The organism is Paenibacillus sp. PCH8 (genome assembly GCF_002968835.1).
In the GTDB taxonomy this organism is placed as follows: Bacteria; Bacillota; Bacilli; order Paenibacillales; family Paenibacillaceae; genus Paenibacillus.
Genome location: NZ_PKQK01000003.1, coordinates 725,972 through 742,363, shown reverse-complemented (window position 1 = coordinate 742,363; position 16,392 = coordinate 725,972). Strand labels below are relative to the sequence as shown.

The window sequence follows — 16,392 nt, the reverse complement described above, 5'->3', positions numbered from 1 at the left end:
GGAGACGGTTTCTTTGTACATTCAATATACCATGGATCAACTTTTCTTGCCAATGGATTTGGAGACAGATATCCCCGAAAATCACATCGTTCGTGTCGTGAATGACGCAGTCAACCGCCTGAGCGATTCCATTTTTAATGCGGCGTATCCTGGCGGGGGCCGCCATAGTTACCACCCCAAAATGCTCACTAAAATCATCATCTACGCCTACACCCAGCGAATCTATTCTTCCCGACAAATCGCCAAGGCGGCTCGGGAAAACATCATGTTTATGTGGCTCGCCGGGCGACAACAGCCGGATTTTCGGACCATTAATCGCTTCCGTTCCGAGCGGATGAAAGAAGTGCTGGAAACCGTGTTTACCCATATACTGGAGTTGCTTGTTCAGGAGCAATACGTATCCTTGGAACACTACTTTCTGGACGGAACCAAGCTTGAAGCGAATGCGAATCGGTACACCTTCGTCTGGAAAAAGGCTGTCGTCAAGTACCAGGCCAAGCTGCAAGAAAAAGTACATACCCTGTTCCAAGCCATCGAAGCGGCCGAAAGTGAAGAAGATGCGCTCCACGCGGGTACAGACCTCCCTGAGCTCGGGGAAGCTTCCGCACTCACGGCAGAAAAGGTGGAAAAAGCGGTTCAGCAACTGGAGGAATCTTTACAAGAAAAACCGAAAAACAAAATCGTAAAGAAAGCCGTGCGCCAGTTACGCAAAGACTTGCTACCGCGGCTGCAAAAGTATGAGCACCAGATCCAAACCGCAGGGGAGCGGAATAGCTATAGCAAAACCGATCCGGACGCAACGTTCATGCGAATGAAAGAAGATCATATGCGAAATGGTCAATTGAAGCCCGGGTACAATGTGCAGATTGGAACGGAAAACCAATTTATTTTGGGTTACACGGTGCACCAGCGACCGACAGACACGAAATGTCTGAAGCCCCATCTCGATCATTTAGAAGAAACGCTCGGCAAAAAACCGAAGACTGTCATTGCCGATGCAGGATATGGAAGCGAAGAAAATTACAGCTATTTCGAAGAGAACAACATCCAAGCGATCGTCAAATACGGGACGTACCATAAGGAGAAAACGAGGGCCTTTCAGCAAGCGATTGGCAAAGTGGATCACTGGAGCTACAACGAAACGGAAGATTCATGGAGCTGTGCGGCCGGGAAGACGTTACGTTTTCGGTACGAAAGCGAGACGGTCACGGAAAGTGGTTACACGATTCGTACCCGCCATTATCGAAGTGAAGATTGTAGTGCATGTCCTCTGAAAGCAACATGCACCAAAGCCAAAGGAAATCGGGAGATCGCGATCAGTCTGACCTATATGCGGCAAAAAAACGAGATGCGGGAACGACTGCGCAGCGAGGAAGGATACACCCTTTCCGTTCGGCGCATGACGGAGCCGGAGAGTGTGTTTGGACAAATCAAAAACAACCGGGGATTCCGAAGATTCCTGCTTCGCGGCTTGCAAAAAGTAAGCCTGGAGGTCGGGTGGCTTTGCCTTGCCCACAATCTGCTTAAAAAAGCCGCAATGACGGAAAAACACAAAAAGGACAAAGCAGGATAAACCTCTGCTTTGTCCTTTTTTGAACGTATGAGTGTTATTTCTTTTTGACATTACGCTTTTTAAGGGCTTTTGAGACAGCCCCGTTTCTCTGTGATGCGCAAAATTACAATTTAACGAGCTTCCAATTCAATTGCACGCGGATCGACAAAGGAATAGCCTTTCTTCTCAAGTTTGGTCAACAATTCATCCAGGGCTTCAATTGTCCATGGCAATTCGTGCATCAAAATATTGCTTCCGGGATTTAATTGATCCAGTACATTTTGAATTACTTTCTCTGGTTTGTCTTTGGTGCTTTTATCCCAATCGAGCGAACCATTGGACCATGTCATATACAACATGCCGTTCTTCTTCACAGTAGCCTTCAGTGCATCATTACCAGATCCAAAAGGTGGACGGAAGAACTGCGGTTCTTCACCGATGGTGTCTTTCACAATCTTCTGAACATCCGCAACTTGTTTGGCTGCTTCAGACGTGGTCATTTTTTTGAGATCCTCATGATCCCAGGCATGGTTGCCTACAATCTGACCTCGCTCATGTATGAACTTGAGCAGACCCGGATTGTTTTTCACCCGATATCCATTGACGAAAAATATCGCTTTTGCGTTGTGTTTATCTAAAGTGTCGATTAGTGAAGTAATCATTTTTTCTTCTTTGGGTCCATCATCAAAAGTTAACAAGACCACTTTGCTTGGGCTCTTCTCATCGTTCGGTTTAATATAATAATTTGCATTCATATGATACGTCTTTTGTAGTTCCTCTTCTGTCGCAACCTGCTCGGAGCTTGCATGCTCTGCCTCTGTCGCCGTTGTTTCGTTCGTTATAGGCTCGGATACAGCAGTCCCCGTTTCTCCTGTTTCACCTTGGTTAGAATTACTCGGCTCTTCTGGAGTTGTGGTACTGGGTTCGCCAACGGGGGTGGCACTTTCTGTCACTTTTTTGTCCTCTGCCCCACAAGCCGACAGCAGCAAACTTGCAACAATAATTAATGCAGCGGTATATCTGAACATCATTTCAACTCGCTTTCCTGTATTTATTCGGAATGAGATTGCTCGCTCCCGCAAACACTACATGTGATTTTAACACTTAAAGGAGGTTGGTGTAATGAAGGCGTCATCCTTTTTCTGGGGAATTGTAATTGGTGTTGCAGCCAGTTCGTGGCTGTCCAAAGGCAGATTGCCCATGCTGTCTTCGGGTTCATCGCGAAACATGATGGATCAGGCGAAACATAAAATGATGGAGATGACTTTTCCGGGTATGGATGGGTTCAGCAGCAAGCAAGATCAACATGGTGAAACCCACAAGAACCCAGCCGCAAAGAGCGTAAGAACAATCACTCCGCAGGAAAAAGAAGCGAATATGAGCATGCTCAAGGATTTTATTCGTACGAATCCGGATGTTAAGCACGAAGTTGAGCAGATTTTGACCCAAACAAACACAACAGTACCGGGTTTATAAACCAAAACCTCCAATTAGAATCATCCACAGTCTTGATTTGCTGTGGAATGATTCTTTTTTTGTCGATTTTACTTCGTGCATTTACAGGTATAAAATGATAACATAACTACATAGATTTATTTTCAGCACATATTGTTTTGTGCTTCATAATCTGTTATAAGACTTGCTTATAAAGGGGAGATCCTGTATGAAAATAGAACGACTAAGTCACGATAAGATACGGATTTTCCTGACCTTTGACGATCTGAGCGAGCGCGGAATACAAAAAGATGATATGTGGCAGGAAATACCTAAAGTTCATGAACTGTTCACTGAAATGATGGATCAGGCTTATTCCGAACTTGGATTTGATGCTACAGGTCCACTTGCTGTCGAAGTATTCGCCCTACCCGCTCAAGGGATGGTTGTCATTGTCACCCGTGGAAAATATGATCCGCAACAATATGGTTCAGGTCATGAAGATGATCTTCCTGAAGAAGTATACGAAATGGAAGTTACACTCGAGCAAAGCGATTCGATCGTTTATGCATTCAAGGACTTTGAAGTGCTTATTGAAGCTGCACATATGTTGCGTCAGCATGTTACGGGTGCTGGGAGACTTTATTCTTATAAAGACAAGTGGTTTTTGCATTTGGAACCAGATGAGGTGGATTCCACCAAACATGCGGCATTGATCGCATTGCTTGCTGAATTTGGTGAAGGTTCTTCTGTTACACCAGCGGTTATGGAAGAGTATGGTAAGATTGTTATTCCTGAACAAGCGATTGATGTTATCTGCACCCACTTCAAACGTCAGGATTAATCTCTAGTTGTAATCGCGTCTATAGTCAGAGGAGGGAATTTCGGTGCTTTTGTTTTCGGTCTTAGCGGCAGCAGTTGCTCCGGGTCTCGCCTTGTTAACATACTTTTACCTGAAAGACCGTTATGATTATGAGCCACTTCATATGGTACTGCGAGTTTTCCTCATGGGAATTCTGATTGTATTGCCTGTGATGATTATTCAGCGTGGCATGATGATGTGGCTCGGGGATAATCCTTATCTTGAGGCCATTCTGATCTCAGGTGGTGTGGAAGAATTCGTCAAATGGTTCGTGATTTATCATATCATCTATAATCACACTGAATTTGATGAGCCTTATGACGGAATCTTATATGCAGTTGCAGTTTCACTCGGATTTGCCACGGTCGAGAACGTGTTGTATGCCTTTGCGGGGAATGCATCCGTTTCAGCCATGTTTCTCCGGGCACTACTTCCTGTTTCGGGGCATGCTATGTTCGCAGTAATCATGGGGTATTACATGGGTAAGGCCAAGTTTATCGGTGGCAAGAAAAAGCGATGGTATCTGGCTCTTTCACTCGTGTTACCTTTTTTCTGGCACGCATTGTACGATGTCATCATGAACACGATGAATAATCATTGGTTGTGGTTTATAGCTCCCTTAATGGCCGGACTGTGGTATGGGGCGATGGGTAAGATTACACGAGCCAATAACCGTTCTCCTTTTCGTTTTGTGAAGCGGGAGGAAGAGATTAAATTATAAAAATACGGACACACTGGTGGACATGAAGCGCATATTGCGCCCGCGGCCCCGGTGTGTTTTTATTTTGCAGATAAACAACTCCCGGGCAATGACTAACAGAAACGGGGATCGACTGTGATGAGAATTAAAATCAAAATCAGATGCAAACAATGCGGCGAACGATTCACATTAAGAGGGAAGAAAGAACGGGGCCGGATTGAAACGGGATTCAAGCAGTGTCTCTGTGACAACAGAGATCAATTTGAGATCGAAGAAGAGGGCATGGTAAGCGGGATTCAGCTGAATTAAGTAGAGGATGCCGAGCAGTAAGTAGGGTCAGCCTGTGTAAGGACTGGAAATCGCATGCATAAGAGATCTTTCTTCGATCCACAATAGAGGTAGTGGTTTAGAAGAAAGGAGAGTCTACCGATGTATAAACGTTTAAGTTCAGTTATGTTTCCGATATTTGCGGTTCTGCTGGTCGGTGCGCTCGTATGGGGCTATCAGGAGAATCAAGAGAAGAATGCAATTCTGATCAAGGCAGAGAATCAATATCAGCGTGCCTTTCACGATTTATCTTTTCATATGGACAAATTGCACTCGGAGATTGGCAATACACTGGCAGTGCACTCCAGTTCACAGGGGATGCATCGCAAAGGTTTGATGAATGTATGGCGACTCACCAGTGAAGCTCAGAATGAGATTAATCAACTCCCACTCACTATGCTGCCATTTAATGAGACAGAGGATTTTCTCTCGCGTATTTCCAACTTTGCTTATCGCGCGTCGATGCGTGATCTGACGAACGAACCACTTAGTGAGAAGGAAATGGGTAACCTGAAAAAGCTTTATCAGAATTCATCGGAGATTACCAAAAATCTGCAGGATGTACAACAGAAAGTCATTTCGGATCGCTTGCGCTGGATGGATGCGGAGTTAGCCATGGCAACTGAAGAGCAAACGATGGACAATACAATTGTAGATGGCTTTCGTACCGTAAATAAAAAGGTGCAAGAGTACCCTGAGCTTGATTGGGGCCCTTCCGTATCGAATATCTATGCTAAACGCTCAGTTAAGAAACTGGACGGCTTACCGATGACCAAAGAGCAGATTCAGAGCAAGGCTGCGAAATTCTCAGATGCGGACAGTAGCAAAATTCAAGTGCAGGAAAACGGTAAAGGAACAGACTGGGAATCTTACACTGCAACGATTGATCATGCACACAGTGGTAAAATGATGATGGATTTCACCCGTAATGGCGGGATGCTCATCTCTTATAGCGATACGCGTCCAATCGGAACCAAAAAAGTTTCCCGTCAGGACGCCATGGCTAAAGCAGATCAATTCCTGGTTAACAAAGGTTATAAGGAAATGAAAGCCGTTAATTATGATGAGTATGGTAATCTGGGTAACCTTACTTATGTGCGTAAGCAAGGAGACACCTTGATCTATCCTGAAAAAATGTCAGTCCGAGTTGGATTGGATACAGGAGAAGTAACCGGTTTTCAGGCGAGTGACTTTGTCTATGAACATAATGACAAGCGCAAAATTCCGAAAGTGGGGCTTTCGGAGCAACAGGCGCGTCAGAAACTCAATTCCGAGTTTGAAGAAAATTATGTTCGCAAATCTCTGATTGAAAATGATTACAGCAAAGAGGTATTGTGTTATGAATTCGGGGGGAGAATTAACGGTTCTCGTTACCGGATATACATTAATGCGAATACTGGAATGGAAGAAGCAGTGGAGGAGATTAAGCCGGTCAATCAACCTTCTTGAACTGATGAGTATCAGAACTTTCATACGCATAAACAACCAAGGCAGACCACGATGTGGTCTGTTTTTTTCTTGTTCAATGTGAGAAAGGTCATGGTATAATACTCCTTGTACATACGAAGATAAATACATAAAGTGGCGGTGAACCAATTGTTTCCTAAAATAAATGAAATTTTATACATCCAGATTGCTTCTGTAGATGAAAAAGAGGAACACAAAGAATACAAATCACGCATTGCAGATATGGATGATACGAGTTTTTTGATTGAGGTTCCGATGCAACAAGGAAGCAGTCGGTTAAAAAGACTTTTTTTTGGCGAGGAATTGTCCATTTCATATATCACTGAGGAAGGAGTCCGGCATTATTTTAATACCTATGTTTCCGGATTTGAAGAAGATGTGGTCCGACTTGTGCGTATCCGGAAACCGCTCCCAGGTGATATATCCAAAATTCAACGTCGCAGCTTTCTTCGTGTTCAAGCCAACATTGAAATGGCCATTCAGGGTGAAGATCTGACCCGTGCCGTGGGTTTGACTGAAGATATCGGAGGAGGCGGACTGTCCATCTATGGAGAAATTGATTTTTCATTAAAAGAAGGACAGAAGTTGAAGTGCTGGTTGCTTGTCCCTTTTCGCAATTCGACGATTGAACACGTGAATTTCGAGGCAGAAGTGGTGCGAATCAAAACGTTGGAGACTGGCAGGTTGCTCTGCATGCTGAAATTCGTGCAGATTGCAGATTCGGAACGCCAAAAAATTATCAAGTTCTGTTTTGAACGGCAATTGGACTATCGAGTTAAATAGTCATATTGTGGTATAAAAAGATATAGCGGCGGGTACCGTAATGAAAAAAACGGAGGCTTTGTCGTGAATCAACGTCATGCAAACCGCAGATATGAACGACTATATTATGTTTTCTCCAAGCGAATGGAACGCAGGGGCATGATTCTGATCATATCCCTTCTGATTCTGCTTACGGTGTACCAAGTGCTGTTGTTGATACCTGGCTTCAAAAAAAATATAACCACCATTGATCGCTTGGAAGGTACGCCAATTCATGTGCAAATGATGAATGATTTTGAACATCGTTAATTTGTCTGTTTTTGCATCCATGTGTAGAGTGTGGTATAATTTTCACGATGCAGGCAATGCCTGTTTTTTTATTGAGGCTTATCGTTTGAGGAGGAATGCCCCGTTGGCAAGCCAGAACACATCAGAGAACGGGAAAATGAACGTTGCAATTGACGGACCTGCCGGTGCCGGGAAAAGCACAGTGGCCCGATTGGTTGCAGAGGCGCTCGCGTATGTATACGTCGATACAGGCGCTATGTACCGCGCGGTAACCTTGCATATGCTTCGGAAAGAGATTACACCGGAAGATGTGACACAGGTGCTTCAGGAAACCCAAGTGCTGGTCATTGATTTACAACCGGATCCCGACGGACAGAAAGTGTTCTGTAATGGGGAAGATGTAACCTCGGAAATCCGCTCCCGTGAAGTGACGGGAATCGTGTCCCGATATGCGCAAATCGAGGGGCTGCGTACGCAATTAGTGGATACTCAGCGGCAAATGGCTTTGCGCAAGGGCGTCGTCATGGATGGACGCGATATCGGAACGACAGTACTGCCCGATGCGGAAGTGAAAATCTTCATGACTGCCAGTGTGGAAGAGCGTGCGCTTCGCCGCTTCAAAGAACTGGACCCCTCTGAAGGACTGACGTTGCAACAACTGGAGCGAGACATTGCCACCCGCGACAAATTGGATGAGAACAGGGAAATATCCCCGCTTCGTTGTGCTGAGGATGCTATCGTTCTTGATACAACTGAGATGAACATCCATGAAGTGGTTGACAAAATCGTATCTTACTGCACAATGGTCAGAGGAGAGAGCGGTCTATGATTTACACATTTTGCAGCACATTACTGCGGATCATTTACACCATTCTTTTCCGCTTGGAGGCCGTTGGACGGGAGAATATTCCGAAAGATGGCGGCGTACTTTTATGTTCCAATCATATCAGTAACTTCGATCCTCCAACCGTTGGTATCAAACTTCGCCGTCAGGTACGTTTTATGGCCAAAAGTGAGTTGTTTGATATTCCGGTACTCGGCCGAATCATCAAAGCCGTGGGCGCTTACCCCGTTAAACGTGGTGGTGTCAGCAAGGAATCCATCAAGACTTCACTCCATATTTTGCGTGATGGTCAAGTGCTTGGGATCTTCCCCTCGGGAAGCCGTCACAATGATGGAGGCATCGGTAAAAAAGGAGCAGCGAGTTTTGCTCTCCGCAGTGGCGCTACAGTTATTCCTACTGCTATTATCGGTAACTACAAAGTTTTTCGTAAGATGAAAGTTGTATATGGAGCACCGGTAAGTTTGGACGAGTTCAAGGAAGACCCATCCGGAGAAGCTCTGGAGAAAGCGACTGAGAAGATTATGTCCAAGATTAATGAAATGGTGCAAACGGGCGTGCCAAGCAAGTAGTGGCATCGTCGAAAGCTGAGTGCATGTTTCCATATTTTTGAGGGAGACTATGCGTAAGTACTCAGTGATGAAAGTGTTTTGAACTCTGCTATAGGCAGGTTTGAATATAATGGGGTTTTTGAATTGAGGAGGGTATTTGACATGTCGGAAGAAATGAAAAATCAAGAAGCAACCCAAGATGAGTTGGATCAATTCGTTTCCTTGAAAAAAGGAGATACCGTAAAAGGAACCATCGTCAAATTGGAAGATAACCAAGCCTATGTGAGCATTGGATATAAATATGACGGTGTCATTCCAATTCGTGAATTGTCTTCTTTGCATGTAGACAGCGCGTCTGATGCAGTTGAAGTTGGACAAGAAGTTGAAGCTAAAGTTCTTAGCATCGACGACGAGAAAGAAAAACTCGTTCTGTCCAAACGTGCAATCGACAGCGAAAACGCTTGGGATCAATTGCAAAAGCATTTTGAAGACCAAGATGTATTCGAAGTTGTTGTAGGTGACGTTGTTAAAGGCGGTCTGGTTGCAGACGTGGGCGTACGTGGATTTATCCCGGCTTCCATGGTTGAGCGCCATTTCGTTGAAAACTTCAGCGACTACAAAGGACGCACATTGCGTGTTAAAGTGAAAGAGATCGACCGTGAGAACAACAAAGTGATCCTTTCCCAAAAAGACGTACTGGAGCAAGAATTCGAAGCAAACAAAGTTGAAGTTATGGCTGGTTTGCAAGAAGGTCAAGTCATTGAAGGTACAGTACAACGTTTGACTCAATTCGGCGCATTCGTTGATGTGGGCGGAGTTGACGGTTTGGTTCACGTATCCGAGCTGGCTTGGACACATGTTGAAAAACCATCCGATGTTCTGTCTGAGGGCGATAAAGTTAGTGTGAAAGTGCTGAAAGTTGACCCTGAAAAAGGCAAAATCAGCCTGAGCATGAAAGCTGTTCAACCAGGTCCTTGGGAAACAGCAAGCGAGAAATTCAATTCCAGCGATATCGTAACAGGTGTTGTAAAACGTCTGGTAGACTTCGGTGCATTTGTTGAAATCGCTCCTGGTGTTGAGGGACTTGTGCATATCTCGCAAATCTCCCACAAACACATCGGCACTCCTCATGAAGTGCTGAAAGAAGGACAGGAAGTTCAAGTTAAAATCTTGGACATGAATCCTTCTGAGCAACGTGTAAGCTTGAGCATCAAAGAAACTGAAGAAGCTCCTGCTCAACCACAAAGATCAGAGCGTCCAGCAAGAAACAACGCTCCACGTGAAGAAATCAACAATCCTAACGTTTCCTTGAACAATCAAGGGATGAGCACTACGCTTGGCGAACTGTTTGGTGACAAACTCAGCAAATTCAAATAAGTTAACAATGCATGGTTCTTAGTTATATACTGCATATTTTGCTGAATAATAAAAGCAAGATCGGCGAGCCCCAGGCGGGTTCGCCGATTGTTTTTATTACGACTATAATGGCATGAAACGTTAGCCAAGACATATCTTTTTTGCTATGATGAGTATCGTAAGTATGGACAGGAGGAGTGGAATGTATGGCAAGACCCGTTGTGGCAATTGTCGGACGACCGAACGTGGGGAAGTCAACCATCTTTAATCGGATTATCGGCGACAGACTGGCCATTGTGGAAGACAAGCCGGGCATTACCCGTGACCGGATCTACGGAATCGGCGAATGGAACGGTAAACCATTCAGTATTATTGATACAGGTGGTATCGAAATTGATGGTGAGGATGTCATCTTAAAATCCATCCGGATGCAGGCAGAGCTTGCCATTGAAGAAGCGGATGTTATTGTATTCATGTGTGATGCAAAAGCAGGCATTACGCAATCGGATGAAGAGGTTGCGGAGATGTTATACCGCTCAGGCAAACCTATTGTTGTAGCCGTTAACAAAGTGGATAATATCGGACGAAGTGAGCTCATTTATGAGTTCTATGGTTTTGGCTTCGGTGATCCAATTGGTGTATCAGGAAGTCATGGTACAGGCGTAGGTGATTTGCTTGATGCGATCGTGGAGAAACTGCCAGACCTTGAGGAAGAGATCTACGATGAAGATGTCATTCGTGTAGCTCTGATTGGACGTCCAAATGTTGGTAAATCTTCACTAGTTAACGCTATACTCGGCGAAGAGCGTGTCATTGTAAGTGATGTTGCTGGAACGACCCGGGATGCGATTGATACTCCTTTTGAAAAAGACGGCCAACGTTACGTGCTGATTGATACAGCAGGTATGCGTAAGCGTGGTAAAGTATATGAAACAACCGAGAAATACAGTGTTATGCGTGCCATGCGTGCTATTGAGCGTGCGGATGTCGTTCTGATTGTCATTAATGGTGAAGAAGGCATTATTGAACAGGACAAGCACATTGCAGGATATGCATTCGAAGCGGGCAAAGCGTCTTTGTTTGTCGTGAACAAATGGGATGTCGTGGAGAAGCATGACAAAACGATGAAAGAGTTTGAGAAGAACATTCGGGATCACTTCCTGTTTATGACTTATGCTCCGGTCGTATTTTTGTCAGCCCTGACAAAACAACGCTTACAAAAATTGTTACCTGTTGTGAAACGTGTAGCGGAGCAACACTCGTTACGTGTTCAGACGCATCTGCTTAACGATGTCGTATCGGATGCGGTTGCTATTAACCCTCCGCCAACGGATAAAGGACGTAGAATGAGAATTAACTATGTGACTCAGGTTGCAGTTAAACCGCCGACCATGGTTGTTTTTGTGAACGATCCGGAACTGATGCACTTCTCATACGAGCGCTATCTGGAGAACAAAATCCGTGCAGCGTTTGACTTTGAAGGTACACCAATTCGTATATTTACTCGGAGGAAGTCCGACGAAGGTTAGGGGAGAAGTGTGTGATTTTACAAATCGCAGCGATTGTACTGAGTTATTTACTCGGTTCGGTCAGCTTTAGTGTCCTCCTTGCAAAAGCGATTCGGGGGATCGATATTCGTCAGCACGGAAGTGGAAATGCAGGTGCTACCAATACGTTGCGTATTTTGGGTAAAGGGCCGGCAATTGCTGTTCTGTTGCTTGATGTACTCAAGGGTGTTGCAGCTGTGTGGATTGGGATTTGGCTGGGCGACGGTTCTGCCTGGGTTCCAGCACTCAGTGGTATAGCTGCCATTGCAGGACATAACTGGCCGCTTTACTTCCATTTTCGCGGAGGAAAAGGGGTTGCCACGGCCATTGGTGTGCTGGTGAGCCTTGCTCTCCTACCTGCGTTATGTGCTGGAGTGATCGCCATTTTATCCATTGTATTGACACGATACGTTTCATTGGGGTCCCTGATTTTTGTGGCATTGACACCGATCTTCATTCTGGTACTACCCGGATATTCCATGAGTCTCTTCTGGGGGAGTCTAATTATTTGTCTGTTTGCGTTCTGGAGACATCGTACCAATATTGCGAAGCTCGCCAAAGGACAGGAAAATAAATTGGGATCGAAAAACCCTGGAGGGGGTAAACGAGTTGTCTAAAAAAGTTGCTGTTCTGGTCGCTGGTAGCTGGGGAACAGCTCTGGCCAGTGTACTCGCCGCTAATCAGTTAGATGTGATGATGTGGACACGTGGTGAAAATCAGGCTATAGAAATCAATAGCAAGCATACCAATACTCGCTATCTTCCGGATGCGGAACTTTCACCTCAGATTCAGGCAACCAATGATATGGAAGCAGCGGTTGAAGGCGCTATAGCTGTATTAATTGTTGCGCCTTCTTCAGCCATGCGTTCAGTTACGAACCAGCTAAAGGCTTATTATAAGCCTGACATGTTAATCATTCATGCAACCAAAGGTTTTGAGACAGAAAGTCTAAAACGAATGTCCACAGTCATTTCAGAAGAACTTGAATGTGAAGAAGGACGTGTTGTTGTACTTTCTGGCCCAAGCCATGCGGAAGAAGTGGTGAAGCGTTGCCCAACGACAGTTGTTGTGGCTTCACTTGATAAGGGATCTGCCGAGGCGGCCCAAGCTTTGTTTATGAATGCCTATTTCCGTGTATACACGAATCGGGACATGCTCGGTGTTGAACTGGCAGGTGCTTTCAAAAATATTATTGCTCTTGGTGCAGGAATGTCCGATGGTCTTCAATTCGGTGATAATGCCAAAGCAGCATTGTTGACTCGCGGTCTTGCAGAAATTACACGTATTGGTGTGGAGATGGGCGCGAATCCGCTAACGTTTTCCGGACTTGCCGGAATCGGAGATCTCGTTGTAACGGCTACAAGTCAGCACAGTCGTAACTGGAGAGCAGGTTCCATGCTGGGCCAGGGACAGAAGCTGGATGATGTCCTGAAGTCCATGGGGATGGTCGTAGAAGGTATTCGAACCACGCAGGCGGCGTACTTCATCTCTAAGAAATACGGTGTGCAAATGCCGATTGCGGATCAGTTGTATCACGTTCTATTTCAGGAGAGACAGCCGCGCGATGCAGTTGAAGCCTTGATGGGACGTGACCCGAAGACTGAAATGGAAGTCATGAAGCTTGAAACTTGGGAACAGTGGCATTCCTGATTGTAAGCAGTCTTGAATGTGCTTTGTGAAATAAGAAGCTTATTCACCTTTTCTGTTGCAGACTCATACTATACACATGAGTATTGCCGGAGGAGGGGAGACGAATGGGTAACAACATTTCCAAAGATGCGCTGAATGCAATCAATAAAAAAACGGGTAAAACGATAACTGAAGGTGCCGTCAAGAAATTGGCAAGCACCGTGAAACCAACGACGATCCAGAATGAAGCTCAGTTGCGCCAATTGATCAAGCAAGTATCCGCTATGGCGAAAGTTCCGGTATCTGAGGATACGGTTCAGGATATTGTGAGTGCAGTCAAGAAGAGCGGATTGAATCCAAACAGTATGGAATCGTTAATGAAAATGATGATGAAAAAATAATAGATCACGCCTGTCTGTACAGGTGATCAAGTAAGACAAAAAGACGAGTCGGCTTCTGCCGGCTTGCTTTTTTGTCTTTTTTTTGGAAAGTTGCGCCGAATTTCGTGTTATAATGGTTGCAATTGTCACGGTGTCAGTGATGAATATCGGACTGAAGGGGAGACTGCTGGATTATGAACGCAATGGATAAGATGTGGCTGTCATTGGTCGCAATCCTCATTATGGGACTATCTGTATTCCTGATTACGTTTGCTCGTGCCAAAACCAAAGGCATTGTTCGGGGGATTCTTTCCTTAATTGCATTTTTGATTATGCTGATTGGCTTTTTCGGCGGGATTGCTTCTCTGACCTGATCACCTATGCCTGAAGGATAACATCCGCATACGCACATCATAAGAACTGACACAATGAACACGGATGAGGGGAGTGGGAGCCTGTGGGGTCGCATGATACGGTGGGTCAGACAGAGCGTTATCCGCAATTACACGCGGCTTTGCTGGAAACGGCAAAAACCTGGAACACACAGCCACATACATGGTTGCTTGGAGGAAGTTGCGGGTTGCTGCTTCAGGGGGTTGAGTTGCAACAGGCTCCCAGAGATATCGATATCTATGCGGATGTTGCTGCAGCTAAGGAACTTCACCGAACGGCTCCGGGAAGGATGCTTGACGAGCCTGTAGTCGATAAGACGGGACCGTATGCTTCTTTGCTAAGTCATTATCAGGTCGGGGAATGTGCGTTGGAACTGGTTGGTGGTTTCGAAGTATGGGCGCGCAAAAGTTGGTACCGCATTGATATTGAGCACGTACTTGCTCCGCATGCGCCAGTAGCTCAAGTGGGCATGTATACGCTGCAACTGATGCCACTTGCGCACGAGCTGTTGTTTAATCTGCTGAGAGGTCGTGAAGATCGTTACCAACCCATTGCGAGACGGATGCGTCAGCAACCACATATACATCAACCTCTGATGACACGGTTAAGTCAACAGAATGTATGGACAAGCCGCTTCAGAACAGAAGTGGAAGAACTTGTTGGCTTTGCATGGACCCAGTAGGTTGAGGGAGGAAAATGATGGATTACAAGATTACTTTTATACCCATGAACAAATCAATCCAACTTAAACCAGGGGCAACTCTTCTTCATGCGGCGCGCCGTGCCGGAGTCAAGATTACGACTCGATGTGATGGTAAAGCCGCTTGCCTGATGTGCAAGGTTAACGTGGACGAGGATTATCGAGCGGCTCTGTATCCACCAACGGATGCAGAAAAACGCAAACTGGGTTCACTGTTGGAAACCGGTACACGACTGTCTTGTCAGGCTAAGGTATGCGGAACTCTATCCGTTCACGTCCCTGAGGACCCGTTGAAGGCAGCCATTCGGAAACAATTGGAACGTCAGCAACAGGAAGATGACTGGTTCTAAGACCCATGAAATTGATTCTCGCATGAGTTATTCAAGGAGGATACGGATGATTAGGAACAAGCCCAAGTCTACAGATGGAAGTGGACGGCAGCACCTTTTGCAACAGACGGGCTGTCTGCTGTTATTTCTTTTGTTTGCTTTGACAACAAGTGGTTGCATGTATCCATCCCAGAGCAATACGGATCCCAAAATAGCATATAGGGAAAGTGTGAGCCGTATTCAAAATGCGGTAGAGACATTCCAGCAAGATGAGGGGATTTTGCCAATCATCAATGCCGATATGGAAACGCCCAAATATGAAAAGTTCAGAGCGGATCTGCCCAAGTTGAAGCAACTGGGGTATCTGGATGAAATACCGGCAACGGCTTTTGAGAGTGGTGGTGGCGCTTACTTTCTTATTCAGGATGAAGAAGTGAATCCCACTGTTAAAGTTATGGACCTTCTGACTGTACAGAAAGTAAACGATGTGCAGCGAATGGTTAATCAATATAAGTCCTTACATAACAACAAGCTGCCACGCGGGGAAGAACTGTATCCTGGGCTATACGCTGTGGATATGGAACTGGCTGCGCAGGCAGGTACGCCTTCCGTTACGTTAAATAGTGTATATTCGGGGCAGGAGCTGCCTTTTATGATGGATGACGAAGGCGAGGTCTATGTGGATTATGCTTTTGACATTATGCAGGCTATTGAAAAGTCTGATCATCCTTCAACGGAAGTACAAGACCTGCGTCAATTTCTGTTGGAGCATTCCTTCTTCGTACCTGTTAAATCAGTTCCCTACGTTTGGCAAAATAACATACCTGTAGCACAACCGATAAATTAAGCAGGCGCACAAGTCAGTGGTGCAAGAGTAAGTTTCCTTTGCTCCGATGGCTCATTAAGAGATATTCCGTATTACGGGATATCTCTTTTTTTCTGCAGCATGAGAGGAACAGTCATAAACGCTTCACGGTTCACATAAATTAGATTGAAATAAAGACGCGCAGTCCGAGATCGGGGGATTCTTTTCATGTCATCACCATGAGATAAAAAAAACAAAATTACGCGTCATATTGCTGCATACGGATACATAAGATGATACTAGTCCAATTGCATGTACGAGTTAACGCCGCTCTCGCCGGTTTCATCAGAATGCAACGTTCGGCGGCGGACGACTTCCGGGCACTCACAAAGGCGGCTCTACCGTTGCAGGGATTTCAGTCTTCTGATTGAAAAAACGAAGCGGATGCTCTTTAGCATTTTTCCTTCGG

At 45.4% G+C, this 16,392-nt stretch carries 20 protein-coding genes; 19 read left to right on the top strand and 1 reads right to left on the bottom strand.

Annotation, left to right across the window (positions count from 1 at the left end):
* Positions 1-13: 13 nt before the first annotated feature.
* A complete protein-coding gene (locus C0Q44_RS20645) occupies positions 14-1,573 on the top strand; it encodes an IS1182 family transposase (protein ID WP_105407801.1) in 1,560 nt (519 codons plus the stop codon).
* Between the two features lie 110 nt (positions 1,574-1,683).
* Here the strand turns inward: C0Q44_RS20645 and C0Q44_RS20640 are convergent, their stop codons facing one another.
* Positions 1,684-2,580: a polysaccharide deacetylase family protein gene (locus C0Q44_RS20640; RefSeq protein ID WP_105409323.1), complete on the bottom strand. Its 897-nt coding sequence runs from the start codon at positions 2,578-2,580 to the stop codon at positions 1,684-1,686.
* Between the two features lie 94 nt (positions 2,581-2,674).
* Here C0Q44_RS20640 and C0Q44_RS20635 point away from each other — a divergent pair, with 94 nt between their 5' ends.
* From C0Q44_RS20635 to C0Q44_RS20555, 18 genes are all read left to right on the top strand, one after another.
* On the top strand, positions 2,675-3,028 hold the full coding sequence (locus C0Q44_RS20635; RefSeq protein WP_105409108.1) for a hypothetical protein: 354 nt from the start codon (positions 2,675-2,677) through the stop codon (positions 3,026-3,028).
* A 187-nt stretch (positions 3,029-3,215) separates the two neighbouring features.
* Complete coding sequence (locus tag C0Q44_RS20630) at positions 3,216-3,830, top strand: genetic competence negative regulator (protein ID WP_105409107.1); 615 nt, start codon at positions 3,216-3,218, stop codon at positions 3,828-3,830.
* 43 nt (positions 3,831-3,873) lie between these two features.
* Complete coding sequence (gene prsW / locus C0Q44_RS20625; protein WP_105409106.1) at positions 3,874-4,569, top strand: glutamic-type intramembrane protease PrsW; 696 nt, start codon at positions 3,874-3,876, stop codon at positions 4,567-4,569.
* A gap of 117 nt (positions 4,570-4,686) precedes the next feature.
* Positions 4,687-4,857 (top strand): hypothetical protein, encoded by a 171-nt coding sequence (locus C0Q44_RS30330; protein WP_181151099.1) that lies wholly within the window; start codon positions 4,687-4,689, stop codon positions 4,855-4,857.
* Between the two features lie 120 nt (positions 4,858-4,977).
* Complete coding sequence (gene ypeB / locus C0Q44_RS20620) at positions 4,978-6,324, top strand: germination protein YpeB (RefSeq protein WP_105409105.1); 1,347 nt, start codon at positions 4,978-4,980, stop codon at positions 6,322-6,324.
* Positions 6,325-6,471: 147 nt separating this feature from the next.
* A complete protein-coding gene (locus C0Q44_RS20615; protein ID WP_105409104.1) occupies positions 6,472-7,125 on the top strand; it encodes a flagellar brake protein in 654 nt (217 codons plus the stop codon).
* Positions 7,126-7,188: 63 nt separating this feature from the next.
* Entirely contained in the window at positions 7,189-7,413 is a 225-nt protein-coding gene (locus tag C0Q44_RS20610; RefSeq protein ID WP_105409103.1) for a hypothetical protein, read from the top strand.
* Positions 7,414-7,516: 103 nt separating this feature from the next.
* A complete protein-coding gene (gene cmk, locus C0Q44_RS20605) occupies positions 7,517-8,221 on the top strand; it encodes a (d)CMP kinase (protein ID WP_105409102.1) in 705 nt (234 codons plus the stop codon).
* A complete protein-coding gene (locus C0Q44_RS20600) occupies positions 8,218-8,805 on the top strand; it encodes a lysophospholipid acyltransferase family protein (RefSeq protein WP_105409101.1) in 588 nt (195 codons plus the stop codon). Before cmk ends, C0Q44_RS20600 begins: the two co-directional genes overlap by 4 nt.
* A gap of 141 nt (positions 8,806-8,946) precedes the next feature.
* Positions 8,947-10,161 carry a 30S ribosomal protein S1 gene (rpsA, locus tag C0Q44_RS20595; RefSeq protein WP_105409100.1) on the top strand — a complete coding sequence of 405 codons (1,215 nt, stop codon included), beginning with the start codon at positions 8,947-8,949 and terminating at the stop codon, positions 10,159-10,161.
* A gap of 185 nt (positions 10,162-10,346) precedes the next feature.
* Entirely contained in the window at positions 10,347-11,669 is a 1,323-nt protein-coding gene (der, locus tag C0Q44_RS20590; RefSeq protein WP_105409099.1) for a ribosome biogenesis GTPase Der, read from the top strand.
* Positions 11,670-11,680: 11 nt separating this feature from the next.
* On the top strand, positions 11,681-12,304 hold the full coding sequence (gene plsY / locus C0Q44_RS20585; RefSeq protein WP_105409098.1) for a glycerol-3-phosphate 1-O-acyltransferase PlsY: 624 nt from the start codon (positions 11,681-11,683) through the stop codon (positions 12,302-12,304).
* Complete coding sequence (locus C0Q44_RS20580; protein WP_105409097.1) at positions 12,297-13,337, top strand: NAD(P)H-dependent glycerol-3-phosphate dehydrogenase; 1,041 nt, start codon at positions 12,297-12,299, stop codon at positions 13,335-13,337. The genes plsY and C0Q44_RS20580 overlap by 8 nt, the downstream gene beginning before the upstream one ends.
* A gap of 104 nt (positions 13,338-13,441) precedes the next feature.
* Positions 13,442-13,717 (top strand): stage VI sporulation protein F, encoded by a 276-nt coding sequence (locus tag C0Q44_RS20575; protein ID WP_105409096.1) that lies wholly within the window; start codon positions 13,442-13,444, stop codon positions 13,715-13,717.
* Positions 13,718-13,890: 173 nt separating this feature from the next.
* Positions 13,891-14,070, top strand: a complete 180-nt coding sequence (locus tag C0Q44_RS20570; protein ID WP_024630679.1) for a DUF2768 family protein — start codon at positions 13,891-13,893, stop codon at positions 14,068-14,070.
* A gap of 83 nt (positions 14,071-14,153) precedes the next feature.
* The gene (locus tag C0Q44_RS20565) at positions 14,154-14,771 is read left to right on the top strand and encodes a hypothetical protein (RefSeq protein WP_105409095.1); all 618 of its coding nucleotides are present in this window, start codon (positions 14,154-14,156) and stop codon (positions 14,769-14,771) included.
* A gap of 17 nt (positions 14,772-14,788) precedes the next feature.
* Positions 14,789-15,139 carry a 2Fe-2S iron-sulfur cluster-binding protein gene (locus C0Q44_RS20560; protein ID WP_105409094.1) on the top strand — a complete coding sequence of 117 codons (351 nt, stop codon included), beginning with the start codon at positions 14,789-14,791 and terminating at the stop codon, positions 15,137-15,139.
* Between the two features lie 46 nt (positions 15,140-15,185).
* Positions 15,186-15,965 carry a hypothetical protein gene (locus tag C0Q44_RS20555; RefSeq protein WP_105409093.1) on the top strand — a complete coding sequence of 260 codons (780 nt, stop codon included), beginning with the start codon at positions 15,186-15,188 and terminating at the stop codon, positions 15,963-15,965.
* Positions 15,966-16,392 lie beyond the last annotated feature (427 nt).

Bases quoted from the DNA above. Each gene is read 5' to 3' on its own strand.
- C0Q44_RS20640 (WP_105409323.1), bottom strand. From the start codon at position 2,580: ATGTTCAGATATACCGCTGCATTAATTATTGTTGCAAGTTTGCTGCTG.
- C0Q44_RS20635 (WP_105409108.1), top strand. From the start codon at position 2,675: ATGAAGGCGTCATCCTTTTTCTGGGGAATTGTAATTGGTGTTGCAGCC.
- C0Q44_RS20630 (WP_105409107.1), top strand. From the start codon at position 3,216: ATGAAAATAGAACGACTAAGTCACGATAAGATACGGATTTTCCTGACC.
- C0Q44_RS30330 (WP_181151099.1), top strand. From the start codon at position 4,687: ATGAGAATTAAAATCAAAATCAGATGCAAACAATGCGGCGAACGATTC.
- ypeB (WP_105409105.1), top strand. From the start codon at position 4,978: ATGTATAAACGTTTAAGTTCAGTTATGTTTCCGATATTTGCGGTTCTG.
- C0Q44_RS20600 (WP_105409101.1), top strand. From the start codon at position 8,218: ATGATTTACACATTTTGCAGCACATTACTGCGGATCATTTACACCATT.
- rpsA (WP_105409100.1), top strand. From the start codon at position 8,947: ATGTCGGAAGAAATGAAAAATCAAGAAGCAACCCAAGATGAGTTGGAT.
- der (WP_105409099.1), top strand. From the start codon at position 10,347: ATGGCAAGACCCGTTGTGGCAATTGTCGGACGACCGAACGTGGGGAAG.
- C0Q44_RS20575 (WP_105409096.1), top strand. From the start codon at position 13,442: ATGGGTAACAACATTTCCAAAGATGCGCTGAATGCAATCAATAAAAAA.
- C0Q44_RS20570 (WP_024630679.1), top strand. From the start codon at position 13,891: ATGAACGCAATGGATAAGATGTGGCTGTCATTGGTCGCAATCCTCATT.
- C0Q44_RS20560 (WP_105409094.1), top strand. From the start codon at position 14,789: ATGGATTACAAGATTACTTTTATACCCATGAACAAATCAATCCAACTT.
- C0Q44_RS20555 (WP_105409093.1), top strand. From the start codon at position 15,186: ATGATTAGGAACAAGCCCAAGTCTACAGATGGAAGTGGACGGCAGCAC.